Origin of the sequence: Streptomyces spinoverrucosus, assembly GCF_015712165.1 — a bacterium.
GTDB classification, from domain to species: Bacteria; Actinomycetota; Actinomycetes; order Streptomycetales; family Streptomycetaceae; genus Streptomyces; species Streptomyces spinoverrucosus_A.
In genome coordinates, this window is the sequence record NZ_JADPZX010000001.1 from 3,034,907 (window position 1) to 3,054,974 (window position 20,068).

Annotated in this window: 16 protein-coding genes; 3 read left to right on the top strand and 13 right to left on the bottom strand. The window is 73.4% G+C overall.

From position 1 onward, the window contains the following. Window positions 1-74: 74 nt before the first annotated feature. The 4 genes from I2W78_RS13595 to I2W78_RS13610 form a co-directional block, all read right to left on the bottom strand. Window positions 75-635 carry a hypothetical protein gene (locus I2W78_RS13595; protein WP_196459876.1) on the bottom strand — a complete coding sequence of 187 codons (561 nt, stop codon included), beginning with the start codon at window positions 633-635 and terminating at the stop codon, window positions 75-77. Beyond that, window positions 632-856 (bottom strand): hypothetical protein, encoded by a 225-nt coding sequence (locus tag I2W78_RS13600; protein ID WP_196459878.1) that lies wholly within the window; start codon window positions 854-856, stop codon window positions 632-634. Before I2W78_RS13600 ends, I2W78_RS13595 begins: the two co-directional genes overlap by 4 nt. Further along, window positions 853-2,625 carry a hypothetical protein gene (locus tag I2W78_RS13605; RefSeq protein ID WP_196459880.1) on the bottom strand — a complete coding sequence of 591 codons (1,773 nt, stop codon included), beginning with the start codon at window positions 2,623-2,625 and terminating at the stop codon, window positions 853-855. The genes I2W78_RS13600 and I2W78_RS13605 overlap by 4 nt, the downstream gene beginning before the upstream one ends. Before the next feature lie 65 nt (window positions 2,626-2,690). Continuing rightward, window positions 2,691-3,206: a hypothetical protein gene (locus tag I2W78_RS13610; protein WP_196459881.1), complete on the bottom strand. Its 516-nt coding sequence runs from the start codon at window positions 3,204-3,206 to the stop codon at window positions 2,691-2,693. A 180-nt stretch (window positions 3,207-3,386) separates the two neighbouring features. On the opposite strand from I2W78_RS13610, the gene I2W78_RS13615 reads away from it, so the two are divergent. Continuing rightward, window positions 3,387-5,291 (top strand): caspase family protein, encoded by a 1,905-nt coding sequence (locus tag I2W78_RS13615; RefSeq protein WP_196459882.1) that lies wholly within the window; start codon window positions 3,387-3,389, stop codon window positions 5,289-5,291. Here the strand turns inward: I2W78_RS13615 and I2W78_RS41385 are convergent. From I2W78_RS41385 to I2W78_RS13655, 8 genes are all read right to left on the bottom strand, one after another. Further along, on the bottom strand, window positions 5,272-9,549 hold the full coding sequence (locus I2W78_RS41385) for a CHAT domain-containing protein (RefSeq protein ID WP_196459883.1): 4,278 nt from the start codon (window positions 9,547-9,549) through the stop codon (window positions 5,272-5,274). The two genes, I2W78_RS13615 and I2W78_RS41385, sit on opposite strands and share 20 nt — an antisense overlap. Window positions 9,550-9,586: 37 nt before the next feature. Then, the gene (locus I2W78_RS13625) at window positions 9,587-10,240 is read right to left on the bottom strand and encodes an RES family NAD+ phosphorylase (protein ID WP_196464544.1); all 654 of its coding nucleotides are present in this window, start codon (window positions 10,238-10,240) and stop codon (window positions 9,587-9,589) included. A gap of 5 nt (window positions 10,241-10,245) precedes the next feature. Further along, window positions 10,246-10,929 (bottom strand): hypothetical protein, encoded by a 684-nt coding sequence (locus I2W78_RS13630; RefSeq protein ID WP_196459884.1) that lies wholly within the window; start codon window positions 10,927-10,929, stop codon window positions 10,246-10,248. Then, the gene (locus I2W78_RS13635; RefSeq protein ID WP_196459885.1) at window positions 10,929-12,029 is read right to left on the bottom strand and encodes a hypothetical protein; all 1,101 of its coding nucleotides are present in this window, start codon (window positions 12,027-12,029) and stop codon (window positions 10,929-10,931) included. The genes I2W78_RS13630 and I2W78_RS13635 overlap by 1 nt, the downstream gene beginning before the upstream one ends. Window positions 12,030-12,173: 144 nt before the next feature. Continuing rightward, window positions 12,174-13,649, bottom strand: coding sequence for a GntP family permease (locus I2W78_RS13640; protein ID WP_196459886.1), 1,476 nt, complete (start codon window positions 13,647-13,649; stop codon window positions 12,174-12,176). 129 nt (window positions 13,650-13,778) lie between these two features. After that, entirely contained in the window at window positions 13,779-14,189 is a 411-nt protein-coding gene (locus I2W78_RS13645) for a RidA family protein (protein ID WP_196459887.1), read from the bottom strand. Next, window positions 14,186-14,947: an IclR family transcriptional regulator gene (locus tag I2W78_RS13650; protein ID WP_196459889.1), complete on the bottom strand. Its 762-nt coding sequence runs from the start codon at window positions 14,945-14,947 to the stop codon at window positions 14,186-14,188. The genes I2W78_RS13645 and I2W78_RS13650 overlap by 4 nt, the downstream gene beginning before the upstream one ends. Beyond that, entirely contained in the window at window positions 14,944-16,077 is a 1,134-nt protein-coding gene (locus I2W78_RS13655; RefSeq protein ID WP_196459891.1) for a sugar kinase, read from the bottom strand. The genes I2W78_RS13650 and I2W78_RS13655 overlap by 4 nt, the downstream gene beginning before the upstream one ends. 129 nt (window positions 16,078-16,206) lie before the next feature. Here I2W78_RS13655 and I2W78_RS13660 point away from each other — a divergent pair, with 129 nt between their 5' ends. Together I2W78_RS13660 and I2W78_RS13665 are read left to right on the top strand one after the other, a co-directional pair. After that, entirely contained in the window at window positions 16,207-17,472 is a 1,266-nt protein-coding gene (locus I2W78_RS13660) for an amino acid deaminase (protein WP_196459893.1), read from the top strand. A gap of 10 nt (window positions 17,473-17,482) precedes the next feature. Then, a complete protein-coding gene (locus I2W78_RS13665; RefSeq protein ID WP_196459895.1) occupies window positions 17,483-19,099 on the top strand; it encodes an N-acyl-D-amino-acid deacylase family protein in 1,617 nt (538 codons plus the stop codon). A gap of 1 nt (window position 19,100) precedes the next feature. Here I2W78_RS13665 and I2W78_RS13670 read toward each other — a convergent pair whose 3' ends face one another. Continuing rightward, window positions 19,101-19,940 carry a trypsin-like serine peptidase gene (locus tag I2W78_RS13670; protein WP_196459897.1) on the bottom strand — a complete coding sequence of 280 codons (840 nt, stop codon included), beginning with the start codon at window positions 19,938-19,940 and terminating at the stop codon, window positions 19,101-19,103. Window positions 19,941-20,068 lie beyond the last annotated feature (128 nt).

Consider the following 20,068-nt stretch of genomic DNA (forward strand, 5'->3'; position numbering starts at 1 on the left):
GTTGATCGCGCCCACGCGGCGGAGCCGCACATTGATGCAGCCCCGCGCCCCTAAGTAAGGACAGTCACGGTCACCTAATCCGTCACGACTCTTCGGCGGGGGCGATCCACCGTGTGCGCCTGCGCCCAGGGATCCGCCGTCGGTGTCGTCGGCCTGGCCGTCAGGGCGTTGTCCCGGACCGTGCGTCTGCGTTGGTCGAGCCAGCGGAGGTCCGCGCCGTTTGTTGCGGCCAGGTTGTCCAGGTGGCGTTCGATCTGGGACTGGAAGTCCGTGATCTGGGACTCGACCAGTTCGGTGAACTTGGTGCGGAGGGTTTCGGGCAGGCCGGGGTGGCCGGCCACCGCGCGGACCTCCTGGAGGCCCGCCCTCGCCTGGGCCAGGGCGCGGCCCGCCGAGAACTCGTCGGGGGCCGCGAGGAGTGCCTGGGTGAGGTGGCGGTCCCAGTGCTTGAGGCGTTTGTCGAGGGCCTCGCCCACGTGGAGGGTGAAACGCTCCCAGGTCTCGCCGGGGAAGTCGTCCTGGGACAGGGGCGGCAGGCCGGCCGGGTCTGCGGGCTCGGCGGCGGCCCAGCGGTGCAGGAAGTCCACCCAGGTCTCGTAGGGGCCTCCGTGTCCCCAGTAGGAGTGCGTGTTCACACCGTGCCGCCCGGCCTGCGGACGACGGTCTCGCCGGGTGGCAGGGGCTCCCAGTCGGGCAGGCCCTCGGCGATCTTGCGGACCCTGCTGGTGGCGCGTTCCCCGGCGGGCCTGCGGGTGGCGCCCCAGGGTGAGGTGCCGGGCGTGGCGTACTGGGGGTCGCCCGCGGGGCGGCGGGGTGGGGGCGGGGCCGCCGGGGTGGCGCCGGGCGGGGTGCTCATGACGCGGTTTCCTCCTTGGCTACGGTGCGGCCCTCGAAGGGTGAGGCGCCGCGGGTCGCGGTGGCGAGGGAGTTGATGAACTCCCGGCACTGCGGCTCGACGGCGTCGGCGGCGCGGAACTTGGCGTTCCAGTCGGTGAGTTCGGCGGAGGCGGCACGCAGGTGGTGCACGGATTCCTGCTTGGCCTGCTGGAGGATCTGCCGGGCGTTGTTCTGCAGGCGGACCGCGGCCTGGGCGCCGCCCCGCAGGACGAGTCCCCAGGCGCCGCCGACGATCAGCGCGGCCACCAGGGCGGTGGGGAAGGAGATGGAGCCGACGATCACCAGGATGCCGAACAGGACGAGGGCGAGCGGCATCACCTTCTTGCCCCACGGGTAGGCGTAGGCCGCGATGAACGGCTCCATGTGCTGGTCCCAGTGGGCGGAAAGGGAGGCTTCCAGCTCGGGCAGCGGGCGGGTGAACGAGCCCTGCCAGGGCGGGAGCTGGAAGGTCTGCGAGGCGACCGTGTAGGCGGTGCCGAACTGGGCCTGGACGTCCTGCGGGACGCCGGCCCGGTAGTCGCGGGTGAAACCGGCGTGCGCCTGGAGGAACCACTCCTGGCAGGCGGCGACGGACAGCCGCTGGGTGGCGGGCGAGGCGCCGATGGCCGTCGGGTTGAGGGCGGCGGTGGTCTGCACCGTCAGATAGTCGAGGGTCTCGTCGTACGAGGCGGAGTCCGCGTCGGCGGCCTGGCGGGCGGCGTCGAGGTCGCCCCCGTGGTCGATCACCGCGTGGTTGAACGCCAGGTCGCGGCGGAGCGGCAGCTCCTCGGTGTCGTACTCGGAGACGAGCCGGTCGAGGATGTCGTCGACGGCGTCCTCCAGCCGGTCGGAGGGCTGGAACTCGCGGTCCATGACGGCCCGGTACCGGTCGAGCACGACCTGGTGGGCGCGGGCCCTGCCCAGTACGGCGTCCAGCTGCGGCCACTGCGGGCTGACCTGGGCGATGCGCGGGAACTCGGGGGCCGCGGAGGGCTGGGCGAGGGAGTCGATCTCCTGGCGCCAGCGGTCGATCTGCTTCTGCTGGCCCTCGGCGCTGTCCATGAGCTGTTCGCGCCAGCCGGCGAGGGTGGTGTGCAGCAGCTCGCGTCCGGCGAGCCCGAAGGCGCCCTGGGCGATGGACTCCAGGATGACGGCGAACTCCCGGCCGAGCGCCGTCGGGTCCTGCGCCAGCAGGTAGTGCCGCAGCCAGCGCACGGCCGCCTCCCGGCGGTCCTGGCGGCGCAGCACCAGCGCGAAGAACAGCGAGGTGCGGTCCGGTGAGCGCCGGAAGGCCTCCTCGACGGCCCGTTCGCACAGCGCCCGGTCGTCGGCGGACCAGGAGGCGAGCGCCACCAGGGCGGGCGCCAGCCAGTAGCGGGGCGTCTGGATCATCAGCTGGTCGCCGACCGCGCGGACGTTCTCCTCGGAGACGAGGCCGAGGTCGAAGGCCTGGAGCATGCCGACCGCCGTGCGCCGTACCGTCTTGTGGTGGCCGAACTCGTGGTCGACCTGGTCCTGGATCACGCCGACCCGGGTCTCGGCGCGCTGCACGTTGGCGGTGAGCTGGGCGGTCTTGACGTAGGCGAGGAACTCGTCGCGCAGTTGCTGCAGTTCGGTGCGGGTCTGCTGCTGGTTCGCCTCGACGGCGGAGACCTGGCCGGACACGGAGCCGACCTGCTCGCTGAGCCGGACCACGAGGTTGTTGACCTGCTGCACCTTCTGGTGCAGGGCGTAGTCCACCTCGGACATTCGGTTCTCCGATCACATGGTTCTGGCACGTGGATCTGGTGGGAGGGCGCGTGACGCGCCGCGGTTCAGGGACGTACGACGGTCCCGTCGTCGAGGACCGGCAGGAGCAGTCCGCCGGAGTAGACCTCGACGAAGGCGTAGCCGCCGGAGCGCACCAGCATCCGGGCGCCCGCGAACGGCTCGGGCACCGGATCGGACGGTGCGAAGTGGCGGATGATCACCTGGAAGAGGTTGAGCTGGTGGTCCACGTACGGCGGGCCGAGGTAGCAGCGGGCGAAGAAGCCGAGCGGGACCTCGCCGTAGCCGGCCCGGTACTCCTCGCCGATCCACTGGGCGAGCTGCCGTCGGGCGTGTTCGTCGAGGCCCGCGTCGAGGCGGGCGACGGCGTCGCGCAGTCCCTGTGAGCGGGGGGCGAGGCGCTCGCGGCGCAGTGGTGCGGCGGGGCCGGGCGCGCCGACGGTGCGGCGGCCGCCGCTGGTTGGGCCCTGGTCCGTGCGGCGCAGGGCGTCCGACGAGGTGGTCGGCGGTGTTCCCGCACCGCCTGGCTGCACGATGCGCCGTGGCCGCTCCAAGTGGCCCATGTGTCCCCCGAGCTGAAGTGCATGAGCGATGGCGAGAGATGAAGATTAGTGACGTCCAGTCAATAGTGCGACCCGATCAGTCACTTGGCACCCGGAAATCCGGTTCCTGCCCCGAACTCGCCCCGATACCGCCCAGTTCACTCACGTCACGGCCCGGGGTGGGCTGACAGACTGCCCGGCATGGGGTCGATCCACACGTTCATGGCGGGCGTCAACGACTATCCGTCCGAGATCGCACCGCCCCTCAAGGGCTGCGTGAACGACGTCACCGAGGCGCACCGGCTGGTGAGCGCCCGCACGGCCGGTGGCGCGCAGGTGCGGACCGTGCTGGACGGCGCGGCGACGGTGGCGGCGGTCGAGGACGGCATCCGTACGTTCCTGGGGGCGGCCGGGCCCGGGGACACGGCGTTGTTCTGGTTCTCCGGGCACGGCACGCAGCAGGTCGCGACGGGCGCGGACCTGCTGATCGAGGCCACGGGCTTCAACCAGGCGCTGCTGTGCGCGGACGGCCCGCTGCCCGACAAGCGGCTCGGCGCCCTGCTGGACGCGGTCGCGGCACGCGGGGCGCATGTGGTGGCGGTGCTGGACTGCTGCTACTCGGGGGGCGCCAGCCGGGACGACCTGCCCGAGGGTCTGACCGCGCGGCTCGCGCCACCGCGCCCGGAGTGGGTGGTGCCGGGCGGCCGGGAGGTAGCGCCGCCGGCGGGGCCCGCCCGGCATGTGCTGCTGGCCGCGAGCCGGCTCGACGAGTTGTCGTACGAGGGGTATTACGGCGGCAGGCGGCACGGGGCGTTCACGTATGCCCTGCTGAGCGCGGTGCGCGCGGCGGGCCCGGACGCCACCTACCGGCAGCTGCTGTCCGCGGCCGACGCGCGCGTGCAGCGCTCCGGTGGGCGGCAGCGGCCGGTGCTGTATCCACAGACGCCGGGCGGCGCCGCCGATCTGCCGTTCCTCGGGGGTGCGGTCGCGGAGGCGGCCGGTGAGCATCTGCTGCGGTGTGCGGCGCACGGCTGGGAGGTGGACTGCGGCACCGGTCACGGGCTGCGGGACGGGGAGGGTGCCGAGGGCACGGAGTTCGGCGTGGTCGGGTCTCAGGGGGCGGTGCCGGGGGCGGTCGTGCGGGCCCGTTCGGTGCGGGCCGACCGGACGCTGGTGGAACCGGTCGGCTGGGCGCCCGACCCCGAGCGGGTGTACCCGGTGAGCCTGACCGCGCTGGCCACCCCGCCCGCGACGGTGAGCGTGGACGACGGCCACGCCTCCGGCCTGCTGCGGGCGGCGCTCTCGTCACCCCTCCTCCGGGTCGTCGACCGGCCCGAGGAGTACGGGGACCTGCACTTCCGGGTGGAGGTACGCGGAGACAGCGCACGCGTGCTGGGCCGGGACGGGACCGACTTCGTGGAGCCGCTGCCGTTCACCGCGGACGGCGACGCCCGGCGCGTGGGGGACTGCCTGGCGCACCTCGCCCGCTGGCATCAGCTGCGCGACCTCACCTCGCGGCCCTCCGTGCTGGACAACCTCGTCCAGGTGGAGGTCGTCCCGTGGGACGCGGCCGACGGCCGTCCCCTGGTGCCGGACGGCAGCGGCGACCTCGTCTGCTCCTACGCCCCGCAGGGCACGCCCGGGCCGCGTGAGCCGTGGGTGTCGATCCGGCTGCACAACCGCTCCCCGCACCGCACGCTGTGGTGCGTGCTGCTCGACCTCACCGACCGCTACGCCGCCGACCCGGCGCTCTACCCCGGCCACTTCATCGGCCCGGGCCGCACCGGACACGCCCTGGACGGCGACCCCGTCCAGCTGTCGCTGCCCGAGGGCCGGGCCGCCGTACCCGGCGCGGAGTGCCGGGACTGGCTGAAACTGATCGTCGCGGAGGGCGAGTTGAGCACGGCTCCGTTCCGGCTGCGGGCCTGGGACCCGGACGGCGACGGCAGCCGCGAGGCGACGGTCGATCCTGCGGGGGTCGTCCGGTTCGACGCCCCCGGCGGCACCCGCGAGGCGGGCCCGGTCACGGGGGGCGCGCCCGGGCGCTGGGCGACCCGGACGATCGCCCTGCGCACCGTCGTCCCGCCTACTGGCCGAGGTGCGTGAACCCGGCCCAGGCGCTCAGGTCGTCCGGGTCGATGTGCGCGGCCCGTTCGGCGAGCCGGGCGGGCAGGCCGGCGGGCAGGTCGCGGGCGGGGTCCAGCATCCACAGCTGGGCCCGGCGCAGCGCCCTGGCGGGCGGCTCGCCCTCGGTGCGCAGGAAGTGGTGGGTGAGGAACATCAGCACCGACGTGGCGTCGTCCGGCACCGGCCACAGTGAACCGACCACCGAACGGGCACCGGCCACCAGGAACGCGGTCGCCAGGCTGTACGCCTCGTTGTGCCCGCGTCCCGACACATGGCTGCGGCACGCGGCCAGCACCACCAGGCCGAGCCTGCCCCGGCCCGCCCCGGCGACCGCCTCGGTGAGTTCCTCGGCGGCCAGCTCACCGTCGTGCAGGGAGAGATGGGCGGTGCGGCGGGCGGTGCGGGCGATGGAGGCGTGGCAGGCCAGGTGCAGCACGGCACCCTCCTCGTCGGGGCTGTCCGTGCCGGTGAGCCAGGACAGCACCTCCTGCGGGGTGCCGGGCCCGTCGGCGTCGCCGCCCTCGCGCCGCCCGAGGAACCGGCCGCGCGGGTAGAAGGCCCGCTGCACCGCGTCGGCCTCCGCACCGGCCCAGCGCAGGTCCCCGGTGGGGTTGCCGACGACGAGCGCGGCGCCCGAGTGGGCGGCCTCGGGGCGGGCGGCCACGTCGCACAGCAGGCGGGCGGAGGCGGCGTACGAGATCTCCGCCTCGTGCAGGGCGTAGCGGCGCCGCCCTTCCGGGCCCTGCGTCCAGGCGGCGTGCCAGGGGACCAGGCCGAGGGTGCCCATCGGCACGAACACCAGCCGCGGTGCCCGCCCGGTGCGGGTGGCGAAGACGTCGAGCAGCGGACGCATCCCGGCGTACCAGGCCCAGCCGCACAGCCGGTCGAGCCGTTCGCGCAGGGACGGCAGGTCCGGCCGGGTGCCGGACCAGCCGGGCACGGGGCCCATCACACGCTGGTCCTGCCGGGCCGCCGCGAACGGCGTCGCGTCGCGTGCGTCCTGCGCGAGCCGGACGGCGTCGGCGTGCGGGGCGCGGGCGTACTCGCGCAGCGCGGCCGCGTCCTCCGTGAGCGTCGGCAGGGGCACGGAGTGGACGGCGCCGGTGGCGGTGACGACGACGGCGGTGCCGGGGGTGTCCTCCCCGGCGGGGACCAGGTAGACGAGGGCGTCCTTGCGCAGGGTGCGCAGGGCGGTGGCGATCTCGTCGGGGGCCGGCGGGTCGAGGAGGCGGTCCTGGGTGGCGTCCGTGCCGGTGAGGGCGGCCAGGACGCGGCGGCGCAGGGCGCTCGGGACGGACATCGGCGCCTGGAGCGCGGTGAACGGGTCGGCGGGTGCGGAGGCGAGGCCCGCGGCACGCCACTCCTCGGCCAGCGTGTCGTGGCCCGCCGCGACGAGGCGTTCGGGCACCGTGCGTGAGGTGGTCGCGGCGTGCAGCAGCAGGCCGCGGCAGGCGTCGAGGGCCTGGACGGCCTCGTCGAGGGCGTTGTCGCGCAGACACCAGCCGGCGACCTCCAGCGCGGTCGTGGTCGCCATGGCCACGGCCTGCGCGGCGTGCTCGGTACCGGACTGGAGCAGTGCCGCCCAGGCGTGCCCGCGCAGCGCGTCGAGCCCGGTGCGGCGCCCCATGCCCTTGTCGTCCCGGCGGAGTTCGCCGCGGGTGCGGTAGGCGCGGCCGAGGGCGAGCCCGGCGCCCGCGTAGAGGCGGTGCTCGGGGCCGCCGGCGGTGCGGAAGGCGTCCTCCAGCAGGGCGATGCCCTGGGCGAGATGGCGGGCGCGGGCCGTGGGGAAGCGCTGTGACTCGGCGAGCCCGCAGTGACCGGCGCCCAGGCAGAAGCCGTAGCGCAGCTTGCTGTCGCTGCCCTCGTCGGCCAGGTCGTACGCCTCCTGGATCAGCTCCATCGCCTCGGTGACGGCGACCGGGTCCCCGGTCTGGCCGGCCCGCATGAAGCGGTTGATGCCGTTGTCGCCGAGCACCCAGGCCCGGTGGTCGCGGGGCAGCCCGCGGGCCGCCCGGCGCAGTTCGGCCACCGCCGGGCGGCCGGCGAGCGGCGGCGCGGGCGGGGCGCCCAGCTCGTGGGCGAGGCGGTCGCGGGCGGAGCGGGCGTTCTCCAGCATCGTCCACAGCTCGATGCGGGTGCCGTCGTCGGGGTCCAGCTCCGCGTGCGCGGCCAGCAGTTCGGCGATGTGCGCGTCGGTGGCCGCGAGGTCGCCGCGCTGGGCGGCGGCCTGCGCCTCGAACCCGGCCTGCTGGCCGCCCATCGCACGGCGCTGGTAAGGGGACAGGGCGGTGCTGTCGCGCAGCCGCCGCCACAGCTCGCCGGCGGCCTCCAGGTCGTCGCGGGCCCCGGCGGTCTGCCCCCGGTGGCTCATGGCGGCGAACCGGGCGATGTCGATGCCGTGCCCGAGCCGGTCGTCGGTGCCGCCCGCCGGGCCCGCGCCCGCCGCCTCGACCCCGTCGTCGACGCCCGTTGCGAGGCCCGCGCCCGCCGCGTCGGCCCGCGCGAGGTGGTCGAGGACGGTGTCCATGCCGCGGCCGGAGCCCCTGAGCTCCTCGCGCAGCCGGACCTGGGCGACGACGGCGTGCGCCTTGCGCTGCCACTCGGGGTCGTCCTGCCGGTGCGACAGGACGGTGTCGACGAGTTCCGACTTCTGTGCCTCGGTGATGATCGTGCCGTGCGGGTCGAGGAGCATGCCCTGGGACAGCAGGTTGAGGGCGAAGAGCGCGCGGTCGGACTCCTTCTCCTGGGCGGCGAAGAACGCGTACGCCTTGTCGAAGGCCTCCTTGAACGCGACCCCACCGCCCAGGCCCTTGAAGATGCCGGGGAAGTCGTCGTCGGTGTCGCCGAAGTTCAGCGAGGCGATGCCACCGTCGTCGAGGTCGTGCAGTAAGCCGAGGTAGGCGTCGCGGGCTCCCTCGACGCGCATCGCCTCGGGGATGTCGTCCGGGGAGGCGGGGGTGATGCCGTGCTCGTCCCTGAGTGTGGTCCACGCCCACAGGCCCATCATCTGGGCGCTGTGGCGCAACTCCGTGGAGAAGTCGTCGTCCCGCAGGACCAGTGCGCAGGCCTCGGTGACGTCGTGCAACCGTGCGGGGTCGGGGTCGTCCCGATAGCGGCTCTGCTGGAACATTCCGAGGAAGAGCGCGGTGACGGTGACCAGCCCGTCCCGCTCGGGCACCCAGATGTCGATCGCCCGCCGGATCAGGCCGATCGCCCGGTCCCGTCCCGGCCCGTCGCCCCGCGCGCTCGCCCGTTCGTACAGCAGCCGCCCGAAGCTGTCGAGGAACACGGGCACGAGCCGCTCGACGTCGGCGGGGTCGGCGAGCAGCCCGTTCAGCTCGACCTCGGCCGCGGCGGCCTGCGCCTGGTCCTTCCAGTTGGCCCAGAGCAGGAACCGGACGAGGGCGCTGCGGATCCCCGCCTCCCACGCCCAGGACGGCTCGCTGCCGGTCCGCTGCCGCGCTTCGAGCAGCGCGGTGCCGAACTCCTCGCGGGCCTGCTCCAGTTCGTCCCGGTCGGAGGTGGCCCTGCCGTGCACCATGAGGGCGAGGCCCAGGCTGTAGCGGACCAGGGGGAGGTCGCTGCTGGGCAGCGCGGCGTCGAGCACGGACCGGTAGTGGGCGGCGGCGGCCTCGGCGTCGCCCGGCACCCGGTCCAGCTCGCAGCGCTCCAGATACAGAAAGCCCCGTGCCTCCGCCAGGTCCACGGCGTCCTGACCTCCGGGCTCCACCGTCGCGGCGGCCGCCTCGTACCGGCGCAGCGCCTCGTCGAGCAGTTCGAGGCGCTGCCGGGCGGGTCCGTCGCAGTGCAGGTAGCGCTGTTTGGCACAGGCCGCGAGCAGCTGCGCGCCGAGCTCTCGTACGGAGGCATAGTCGGCGTCGTCCGGGGGCAGCGCGCCGGTGCCCTCGGTGAGCAGCGCCCAGACCTCGTCGACGAGTTCGGGGCGCGGGTCGATGTCGTACTGGAAGGCCCGGACGTGCCCGAAGGCGACGCGCCAGGCCGCCCAGTCCTCGTCGTCGCCGGGTGCCTCGAAGGCGAGCTCGAACGCCTGGGCGGCCAGTCCCAGGTCGTCGGGGTCGTCCGCCAGGATGTGCAGCCGGTAGCTGAGCTCACCGGCCAGCGCGCACAGGGCGGGGGCGTCCGGGTCGTCGGAGGCGGTCTCGGCGAGGGCGTCGAGGATCTCCTCGCGCCGGGCGCGGAGTTCGTCGACGATGGTCTGGGCGTCGTCAGCGGTCACGGTTCGAGCTTTCCAGGATCGTCGGCAACATGCCGTACTACGGAGCGAGTTGGACGTAGTAGGGCAGCAGCACGGAGTTGAGCCACTCCCGGCCCTCCGCCGTGCCGAAATCCACGGCCTCGTCCTCCTCGCAGCGCAGCGCCCCGTCCGGGCAGCGGTCGCCGAACAGCACCACGGTCCGGTCCGCCGGTTCCCGCTTGGACGACCACACCAGGCCCTGCGCCCACGGCTGGGTGTGCCGGCGTATCCAGTGCGCCCAGTCCCGGGTGTACGGGTACTCGTGCGCCTCGGTGTGCACCAGCCAGGTGTCCTGGTGTACGGCGGCCAGGTCCTGCGCGGTCATCAGGGGCAGCACGCAGAGGTCGGCGGTGAGCCTCAGGGTGCTGAGGCGGCGCCCCTCGACGGCCCGGCGCTGCAGCAGCCGGGGGCCGCCGGCCGGGTCGAAGGGCAGGGAGCGCAGCAGGGTCTCGCACACGGCGGCGGCCGCGCTCAGGCCGGCGTACAGATAGCCGTACCGGTCGCAGGAGGTGGCGTCGAAGCGGCCGCCTCCGTACAGGCAGTGCGAGGGTCTGGGGTTGAAGTCGGCGGCGCCGCGGTGGGAGCCGTGGATGCGGTACAGCAGGGTGCCGCGGGCCAGCGTGACCTTGCCGGGGGTGCCGGTGAGCGCCTCGGGCGGCCGGTAGTTGGGCACGACGGTCAACCCTCACTGTCCATCAGAAACCGTGCGGTCTCCACGAGCTGCCGGTCCCGTCCGGTGCCGAGCAGGCGGACGGGGCTGGTGCCGAGCCAGGCGTTGGCGGACAGCCACCAGTCGGCGGCGCCCCAGGGGTCGCGGTCGGCGTCCAGCAGCGCGTTGACCTCCAGGACGACCAGCCAGGGCAGGGTCTCCTCGGAGAACTGGAACAGCGGCAGCCGCAGCCGGCCCCCGGCGCCGCGCAGCCGGATCAGATCCGGCGCGTACGGCCGGCCGCCGCCCCGTTCCACGGTCTCGGCGTCCAGCGCGGGCTCCGCGAGCAGCCGTTCCCGCACCGGTCCGAGCACCGGCCCCACCATGCGGTGACCGTCGATCAGCAGCACGGCCAGGTCCTCGGTCGCGAACCCCTGCACGGTCGGTGCCCCGCCCTGCGCCTGCTGCACGCCGACGAACCGCGCGTGCGCGTCCGCCCCGAACTCGTCGGGCAACCGCTCCCGCAACAGCCCGGCGGCCTGCGCCGCGCAGACCTGGCGGCCGGGGGCGTCGGCGTGGCGGACGACGGTGAGCAGCTCGACCAGCCGGGCCCTGGTGTCCGGCCCGAGCCGCCCGGCGATCCGGTCCCAGCGGGCCGCGGCGGCGGCGAGGGTGAGGTACGGGTCGGCCGGTTCGATCGGGGGGCGCCCCATCACTCCTCCCCCATGGCGGTCAGCAGCCGCTCCAGCAGGTCGGCGCGCGCGTGACGGCGTACCACGAAATGGATGTCCCAGTCGGCGCCCCGGGCGAGTTCCGCCTCGACGGCCGTCCACAGCGCGCCGAAGCTCTCCAGCGGGGTCAGCCCGCCGCGTCCCGCGCCGAGCAGCGGCAGGCAGACCGACCGCAGCGGGGGGTCGTGGAGGCGGGCCTCCTCGGCGAGCAGGGCGAAGACGCGGGCCACGCCCCTGGTGATGTCGGCGGGCTGTACGTCGTAGTCGTTGCTCTCGGGCCGGGGTACGGCGACGGCCACGTGGTAGACGCGGCGGATGCCCTGATCGGTCAGCGCGCCCGCGGAGGTGACGGCGACCGTGCCCGGCAGGGCCGCCCGGCCGGGTGCACCGTGCCGGGCGGCCCATGACCCCAACTCGTCGTGGATGCGGTCCTCGACGAGTCCCCCGGTGGGGTCCCTGCGCGCCCCCGCTCGGCGCAGGGTCGCGGAGATGGACGACTTGTAGGGCGCGGGCAGCGCGAAGTAGGTGTTCGTGGGCGACACCACGACGTCCATGTCCCGCAGCAGGTCCACGGAGTGGACGTGCACGGTGACGGGCACGGTGCGGCGCTCCACGCGGACGCGCAGCGCGCGGTGGGCGGCGGGGATGCGGTCCTGCGGCGCCGGGGCGGGGGCGTCGGTCACCGGGGTGCGCCCGGCGACCTGCACGATCTGTTCCGCGACCTGGCCGAGGACCATGAACTCGTGGTGCTTGCGGAACCGTTCGACGCTCACCCCGTACACCTGGGCGGCCCGTCGGCGCCGGTCGGCGGCCGGCCAGTCGCGGGTGCCCTGGGCGAGGCCGAGGCTGTACTCGGCGGCGGTCTGGAGGGTGCCGCCGCCCATCCGGGAGACGGCGAGCCGTAACACCTTCTCCACCGGCCCCCCAGGCAACTCGCCGTCTCCCGACGGAACGTCACGGGCGACCTCGGCGAGCACCGGCAGGGCGAGCTCCCGCAGCCTGACGACTCCGGCTCGTCGCACCTTGCGCACCTCCGCGAGGACCACTCCGTGATCGAGCGGGTGAGGCGACGGCGACGGCATGACGATCAGCATCGCACCGGCCCGTGCCCCTCACAAGCCCGTTCCGCCCTTCCATTGCAGCGCACGGGCCGGTCGCGAACGGGTCGGAATCAGGGCGCGTCCAGGACCCGACCCGGCCCCGGACGCGCCCTGTTGTCGGCACCCCTACACGAACAGACTGAGCACCGCCGCCGCCACGAACCCGGCCACCGACAGCACCGACTCCAGCACCGTCCACGTCTTCAGCGTGTCCCGCTCGCTGATGCCGAAGTACTTGGCGACGATCCAGAAGCCGCCGTCGTTGACGTGCGAGGCGAAGATCGAGCCCGCGGAGATGGCCATGATGACCAGGGCGACGAACGCCTGGGAGTGGTCGCCCTCCGCGAGCAGCGGGGCCACGATGCCCGCCGTCGTCACGATCGCCACCGTCGCCGAGCCCTGGGCGACCCGCAGCACGAGGGAGATGAGGTAGGAGAGGACGATCACCGGGAGGCCGACGTCGTTGAAGGTGTCGGACAGGGCCTGGGCCACGCCGCTCGCCTTCAGGACCGCGCCGAAGACCCCGCCCGCGCCGACCACCAGCAGGATGTTGCCGACGGGCTTCAGGGACGACGTCGACACCGTCTCCAGGGACTTGCGGGACCAGCCGCGCCGGACGCCGAGGACGTAGTACGCCAGCAGCAGCGCGATGGTGAGGGCCACGAACGGGTGGCCGAAGAACTCGATCACCGAGCGCGGGGTGGAGGGGTCCAGCGCGATGGAGGAGAAGGTGGCCGCGAGGATCAGGATCAGCGGCGTACCGATGATGGCGAGGACGGTGCCGAGGGCGACCGGTTGCTCGCGCCGCACGCGCTGCTCGTCCAGCACGACACGTTTGGCCTCCTCCGCGGCCTCCACCATGTCCTGCGGCACTGGCACGAAGATGCGACGGCCGATCCACGCCGAGAACGCCCAGGCGGCCAGCACGGCCGGGATACCGCAGACGATGCCCATGAGGATGACCCAGCCGAGGTCCACGTGCAGCAGACCGGCCGCCGCGACCGGGCCCGGGTGCGGGGGCAGGAAGGCGTGGGTCATGGACAGGCCCGCGAGCAGGGGCAGGCAGTAGAGCAGGATCGACTTGCCGGAGCGCTTGGCGGCGGCGTACACGATCGGCGCGAGGACGAAGATGCCGACGTCGAAGAAGACGGGGATGCCGAAGATCAGGCCGGTGAGGCCCATGGCGAGGGGGGCGCGCTTCTCGCCGAAGAGGTTGAGCAGGCGGGACGCCAGGACCTCGGCGCCGCCGCTGACTTCGAGGATCGCGCCGAGCATGGTGCCCAGGCCGATGATGATCGCGACATGGCCGAGGATGCCGCCCATCCCGGACTCGATGGTCGAGACGGCGTCCGAGCGCTGGACCGTGCCGAAGAGTTCGGTGACCGACAGGCCCGCCATCAGGCCGACGGCGATGGAGACCGCGAGCAGGGCGACGAACGGCTGGAGCCGGGTCTTGATGATCAGGAAGAGCAGGAGTGCGATGCCGAGCGCGGCGACCGTCAGGAGTCCGGCGGTGCCGTCGATCAGAAGGAGCAGGCCACCGGTGTGGGGTGGGGTCTCAGGTGCCGGCGCGGCGGACAGAGCGGCGGATATGTAGGACATTCGGGGGTCCTCTTCGTAAACACATGGTGCTTTCGGGCATGGGGGGATCACGGCACGGCGCCCAAGGGGAGAGGGCGCCGTGCCGTGACGGCATACGGAGTGCGGGAGTTGAGGGGTTCTGCGCGGGTGTCAGCCCAGTACTGCGAGGGCGTCGATCTCGATGAGGAGCCCGGCGGGCAGCCCGACGTAGACGGTGGTGCGCGCGGCCGGCGGCTGGGTGAGGCCCTGCTCCTCGAAGTAGGCGTTGTAGATCGCGTTCATCTCGGCGAAGTGGTCCACGTCCGTGAGGTAGACGCGGATCATCATCACGTCGTCCCAGGAGGCGCCGCCCTCCTCGAGGATCGCCTTGACGTTGGCGAGGGTCTGCAGGGTCTGCTCGCGCAGGGTCGGGCCGGCCGGCGTCGGGGGCTGCCCCTCGACCGCGGGCAGGAAGCCGACCTGGCCGGCGACCTGGAGGATGTTGCCCTTCTTCACGCCGTGGGAGAACTTCGCGGGCGGGGTGGTGTGCGTCTTGGGGGTGAGGGCGATCTTCTCGGTCATGCCAGCTCTTTCGTCGAGGTCCTGCCGGAGTACTCACCGCTGATCGCGTCCGCGGTGCGGCGGACCAGCGGGAGCAGCGTGAGGAGTTCGTCGCCGGTGACGACCACGTTGGGCGCGGACACCGACATCGCGGCGACGACCCGGCCGTCGGCGCCGCGGATGGGGGCGGCGACGCAGTTGATGGACTCCTCGTGGCCACCGAGGTCGGTGGCCCAGCCCTGTTCGCGCACCTTGGCCAGCTCCCGCAGGAAGGCCTCGGGGTTGGGTGTCGAACGGGACGTGTACATGGGGTAGTCGAGCTTCTCCGCGAGGGCGCGGCGCTCGTGCTCGGGGAGGTCGGCGAGCAGCAGCTTGGCGACGGCGGCGACCGTGATGGCGACGGGCTTTCCGATGCGCGAGTACATCCGCACGGGGTACCGGCTCTCCACCTTGTCGATGTAGAGGACCTCGTTCTCCTCGTAGACGGCGAGGTGCACGGTGTGTCCGCACTGCTCGTTCAGCCGTGCGAGGTGGGGGTGGGCGATCTCGCGGATGTCCAGGTTCTCCATCGCCTCCTGGGCCAGCGCGAAGAGGCGGGCGCCGAGGCGGTAGCGCTGGTCGGACTGGCGGTAGACGAAACCGTGCTCGTGCAGGGTGCGCAGGAGGCGGAGCGCGGTGGACTTGTGCACGCCGAGCCGGTCGGCGACCTGTCCGAGGTCGGCGGGGCCCTCGGCGAGCAGCGGCAGGATGCTCAGCGCGCGGTCGACGGTCTGACTCATGGCGTACGTACCTCCTCCGGGGCCCGATCAACGGCGTGCGTCCAGCCGGGGCCGAGTCGAAGTGTCCCCCACGCCTCGTCGTCGAGTGCGGCAAGGCGGTCGGCGTGGGCGCGGGAGGGGGGCGGGGCCAGGTCTCCGGGTACGGTGAGGGCGGCCGCGGCCCAGAGGTGTCCGTGCCGCAGCCGCGCCCGGAGGGACAGCCCACGCAGCGTGCCGGAGAGAAATCCGGCGGCGAAGGCGTCCCCGGCACCGACGGGGGCGACGACGCTGACGCGGGGGGCGGGTTCGAGGACGGGGCCCGGCTGGGCCGACCTCAGGGGCGTGGGGAACTGCGCGACCGGCCCACCACGACCCGCAGCCGGACGATCACGGTGCTCCGGCTCCGGCTCCCGCTCGAACGCGGTCGCCCCTTCAGCACCCTGTTTCACCACCAGCATCTCCGGCTCGGGAAGCAGCTCCCGAATCGCCTCGGGTCCCCCCTGCACTCCCCAGGCCGCCTCGGCCTCGTCCTCCCCGACGAACACGATGTCCGCGCCCCGCGCCAGCTCCAGCAGCACCCGCGACCCGTCGGTCTTCCGCCACAGCCCCGGCCGGTGGTTGACGTCGAAGGACACCAGCGGGCGCCCGGCTGCGGGAGCCGTCAGCTCACGCATCAGCTCGAGACAGTCCCCGGACAGCGCTGCCGTGATCCCCGACAGGTGCAGCACCCGCCCCGCCCGCGCCGCCGCCACGTCCACGTTGGTCACGGACATCGCCGACGCCGCCGACCCCGCCCGGTAGTACGCCACCTCGTGACCGTCACCGGCCCGGTCCCCCGCGGTGCGGAAGTACACGCCTGTCGGACGGGCAGGGTCGCGGCGGACGGACGACACGTCGACGCCGTACGCTCCGATCGCCTCGACCAGGTGGTCGCCGAAGCCGTCCGCGCCCACCCTGCTGACCCACCGCGTCGTATGGCCGGCGGCCGCCATCACGCACGCCACATTGGACTCCGCGCCCCCGATCCCCCGGTCGAAGGACGGAACGTCGGCGAGGCGGCCCGGGCGGGAGGGCAGGAACGTGACCATGGACTCGCCGAGCGCGACGACGTCCACGATGTCGGGGGCGTTGCTGGCTCCGGTGGCGGTCACGATCGTCGTAGCTCCTCGGCACTGGTGCGGGCTCCGTTGACCCCGCGTTGGCCGAGATGTTAGACAGCAGTAAGCGACATACGCAATGGACGTTGCAGATAACGCAATATACCTGATCAGGGAGGCTCCATGAGCACCCAGGCGCTCGCCCGACTGGCCACGGAACACGTCGACCACCGCTTCAAGGGCCTCCCGCCCGACGCCGACGGCCTCACCGTCGCCGAACTCGCCGCCCAGCGCCGCAACCTCTTCACCGACGGCTTCACCACCCCGGTCCTCGCCCTCTCCGCCGAGCACCTGGAGCACAACCTCCGCCTCATGGCGACGTACACCGCCCGCCACGGCCTCGCCTTCGCCCCGCACGGCAAGACGACCATGGCCCCGCAGCTCTTCCAGCGGCAGATCGAGCGGGGCGCCTGGGGCATCACCCTCGCGGTGCCGCACCAGGTGCGGGTGGCGCGGGCGTTCGGGATCCGCCGGATCTTCCTGGCGAACGAACTGGTGGACGCGGCGGCCCTGCGCCGGCTCGCCGGCGAGCTGGCCACCGACCCCGCCTTCGAGTTCGTCTGTTACGTCGACTCCGTGCGCGGCGTCGAGCTGATGGACGCGGCACTGCGCGGCACGGACCGCCCCCTGGACGTCGTCGTCGAGCTGGCCGCCGGCGAGGGCGCCCGGACCGGCGTCCGGACCGAGGCGGAGTGCGCGGCGATCGCCGACGCGGTGGCCGCCGCACCGACCCTGCGCCTGGTCGGCGTCGCGGGCTACGAGGGCGAGGTGCCGCAGGCGAACCCCGAGCGGGTGCACGCATGGCTGCGGCGGCTGGTGGCGCTGGCGGTGGACTTCGACAAGGCGGGGCGCTTCCAGGGGCTGGACCAGATCGTGGTCAGCGCGGGCGGCAGCGCATGGTTCGACGCGGTCGCGGACGTGTTCGCGGAGATCCCCGAACTGTCCGCGCCCGTACTGAAGCTGCTGCGCTCCGGCGCGTACGTCTCGCACGACGACGGCCACTACCGCAAGCTGACCCCCTTCAACCGGGTCGCGGAGGAGGGCGCCCTGGAGCCCGCGTTCCGCCTGTGGGCGCAGGTCGTCTCCCGGCCCTCCGCCGAGCAGGCCTTCGTCAACGCGGGCAAGCGGGACGCGGCGTACGACCTCGATCTGCCGTTCGCGCAGGTGGTCCGCCGGGACGGCACCGAGCGCCCGGCGACCGGCATCGAGGTCACCGCGCTGTCCGACCAGCACGCCTGGCTGCGTACCGGCCCGGAGGCGGACCTTCAGGTCGGGGACTGGCTCGGCATGGGGCTGTCCCACCCGTGCACGTCGTTCGACAAGTGGCAGCTGATCCCGGTGGCCGAGGCGGACGGCACGGTCGTCGACTACATCCGCACGTTCTTCTAGGAGGCCCGGCATGGCAGACCTCGTCATCCGTGACGCCGACGTCGTCGACGGCACCGGCGCCGCCGCGTACCGCGCCGACGTGGTGGTGGACGACGGCCGGATCGTGTCGATCGTCAAGGAGGCCGCGGCGGCGGGCTGCCAGCGTCCCACCGCCACCAGGGAGCTGGACGCGGAGGGCCTCGCCCTCTCCCCCGGCTTCATCGACATGCACGCCCACAGCGACCTCGCCCTGCTGCGCGACCCCGACCACAGCGCGAAGGCCGCGCAGGGCGTGACCCTCGAAGTCATCGGCCAGGACGGCCTGTCGTACGCCCCCGTCGACGACCGCACCCTCGCCGAGGTCCGCCGCGCCATCACCGGCTGGAACGGGCGCGGCGACGACATCGACTTCGACTGGCGTTCGGTGGGCGAGTACCTGGACCGGCTGGACCGGGGCATCGCGGTCAACGCGGCCTACCTCATCCCGCAGGGGACGGTCCGCGCGCTCGCGGTCGGCTGGGGGGACCGGGAGGCCACGCCGCGGGAGCTGGACCGGATGCGGCAGTTGGTGGCGGAGGGCCTGGAGCAGGGCGCGGTCGGGATGTCGTCCGGGCTCACCTACACGCCCGGCATGTACGCCAAGGACGCCGAGCTGACGGAGCTGTGCCGGGTGGTGGCCCGGTACGGCGGCTACTACTGCCCCCACCACCGCTCGTACGGGGCCGGCGCCCTTCAGGCGTACGAGGAGATGGTCGCCCTGACCCGGGAGGCCGGCTGCCCCCTGCACCTCGCCCACGCCACCATGAACTTCGGCGTCAACAAGGGCCGCGCGCCCGAACTGCTGTCCCTGCTGGACGACGCGCTCGCGGCCGGAGCGGACATCAGCCTCGACACGTACCCCTACACGCCCGGCTGTACGACCCTGGTGGCGCTGCTGCCGAGCTGGGCGAGCGAGGGCGGGCCGGAGGCCGTCCTGCGGCGGCTGACGGACGACGGGACCGCCGAGCGGATCCGGCACGACCTGGAGGTGGTCGGCGCGGACGGCTGTCACGGCGTACCGGTCGAGTGGGACACGATCGAGATCTCCGGCGTGACCGACCCCGCTCTGCAGTCGTATGTCGGCCGCACCGTCGAGGACTCGGCGGCCCTGCGCGGCGAGGCCCCCTGGGTCACCGCCCGCCGGCTGCTGGTCGAGGACCGGCTCGGGCCGACGATCCTGCAGCACGTCGGCCACGAGGAGAACGTCCAGGCGATCATGCGGCACCGCGTGCACACCGGCGGCTCGGACGGCATCCTGCAGGGCGCCAAGCCGCACCCGCGCGCGTACGGCACGTTCCCGCACTATCTCGGGCGGTACGTCCGGGAGCTGGGGGTGCTGTCACTGGAGGAGTGCGTGGCCCGTCTGACCGGGCGCCCGGCGGCCCGGCTGCGACTGCCGGACCGGGGTGTGATCCGCGAGGGGTACCGGGCCGACCTGGTGCTCTTCGACCCGGCCACGGTCGCGGCGGGCTCCACCTTCGACCAGCCCCGCACGCTCCCGACGGGCATCCCCCACGTGCTGATCGACGGCCGGTTCGTGATCGAGGACGGCCGGCGGACGGACGTACTGGCGGGGCGGGCGGTCCGCCGGACGCCCGCCCCCGGCTGACTCATGGCTTGGGCAGGGCGCACCCGCTCGCGTACAGGTCGAGCTTGTTGTCGATGCCGAAACAGGCGGCGAGCTGATACGTCTGCTGGGCGTAGTTGATGCCCTGCCGGACGGTGACGTTCCCGGCCGCGTCGACCTCGCAGGGGTTGTTCACCGTGCAGCGCCCGCCGTCCTCGTTGCCGGTGTTGTTGACGGCGACGACGCGGCCGGTGGACTGGTCGACGACCGGGGAGCCGGACGTGCCGCCGATGGTGTCGCAGGCGGAGGTGTAGCGGACGGAGTCCTTCCAGGTCCAGTCGCCCTCCTTCAGCCGGTGGGCGAAGCCGTCGATCGAGCAGTTGTAGATCCGCTTCCAGTACCCGGAGACGACACTGATGGCGCTGCCCGCGGCCGGGCGGGTGTCGTTGAGGGTGAGCGCCTCGATGCCGTAGGAGCCGCGGATCTGCGCGTAGGTGCGGGTGAGCTGGTAGACCGCGACGTCCGTGTCGGTCATCGTGGCGTACGCGATCTTGTTCGCGCGCAGGGTGGCGACGCGGGTCCCGGCGGAGTTCAGCAGCCCGAAGGAGCGGGTGGAGGCCTGGTCGACGACGACCTCGCCGGCCGCCGGGAAGCCGCTCTCCAGGCAGTGCCCGTTGCTGAGCACGAGCGCGGGGTCGTCGTCGGCGGAGTCCGGCATCCGGACCACGGAGCCGGAGCAGTTGCTGAGCGCGACGGTACCGGCGAAGTCGACGGCCTGGATCGCGGGCGCGGCCTCCGTGTCCGGCGTGGCGGCGACCGCGGGGGCCGCACCCGCCCCGGATATCACCAGGGCGGCGAGTGCGGCCAGGAGAGGCTTGTTCATGTGGGGGTCCCCTCAGATCCTCATGGGTAGACGCGGACGACCGGAGATCCTCCGGCCGCCCGCGCCTTGTCATGTGCATTCTCAATGCAGTGGAGTGAAGGGACAAGAAGGCGTTCACCCCTTTCGTC

What these genes read in the sequence shown, in the direction of transcription:
- I2W78_RS13650 (WP_196459889.1), bottom strand. Translation starts at nt 14,947, where the DNA reads ATGAGTCAGACCGTCGACCGCGCGCTGAGCATCCTGCCGCTGCTCGCC.
- I2W78_RS13600 (WP_196459878.1), bottom strand. Translation starts at nt 856, where the DNA reads ATGAGCACCCCGCCCGGCGCCACCCCGGCGGCCCCGCCCCCACCCCGC.
- I2W78_RS13660 (WP_196459893.1), top strand. Translation starts at nt 16,207, where the DNA reads ATGAGCACCCAGGCGCTCGCCCGACTGGCCACGGAACACGTCGACCAC.
- I2W78_RS13670 (WP_196459897.1), bottom strand. Translation starts at nt 19,940, where the DNA reads ATGAACAAGCCTCTCCTGGCCGCACTCGCCGCCCTGGTGATATCCGGG.
- I2W78_RS13640 (WP_196459886.1), bottom strand. Translation starts at nt 13,649, where the DNA reads ATGTCCTACATATCCGCCGCTCTGTCCGCCGCGCCGGCACCTGAGACC.
- I2W78_RS13610 (WP_196459881.1), bottom strand. Translation starts at nt 3,206, where the DNA reads ATGGGCCACTTGGAGCGGCCACGGCGCATCGTGCAGCCAGGCGGTGCG.
- I2W78_RS13645 (WP_196459887.1), bottom strand. Translation starts at nt 14,189, where the DNA reads ATGACCGAGAAGATCGCCCTCACCCCCAAGACGCACACCACCCCGCCC.
- I2W78_RS13615 (WP_196459882.1), top strand. Translation starts at nt 3,387, where the DNA reads ATGGGGTCGATCCACACGTTCATGGCGGGCGTCAACGACTATCCGTCC.
- I2W78_RS13630 (WP_196459884.1), bottom strand. Translation starts at nt 10,929, where the DNA reads ATGGGGCGCCCCCCGATCGAACCGGCCGACCCGTACCTCACCCTCGCC.
- I2W78_RS13665 (WP_196459895.1), top strand. Translation starts at nt 17,483, where the DNA reads ATGGCAGACCTCGTCATCCGTGACGCCGACGTCGTCGACGGCACCGGC.
- I2W78_RS13605 (WP_196459880.1), bottom strand. Translation starts at nt 2,625, where the DNA reads ATGTCCGAGGTGGACTACGCCCTGCACCAGAAGGTGCAGCAGGTCAAC.
- I2W78_RS13635 (WP_196459885.1), bottom strand. Translation starts at nt 12,029, where the DNA reads ATGCCGTCGCCGTCGCCTCACCCGCTCGATCACGGAGTGGTCCTCGCG.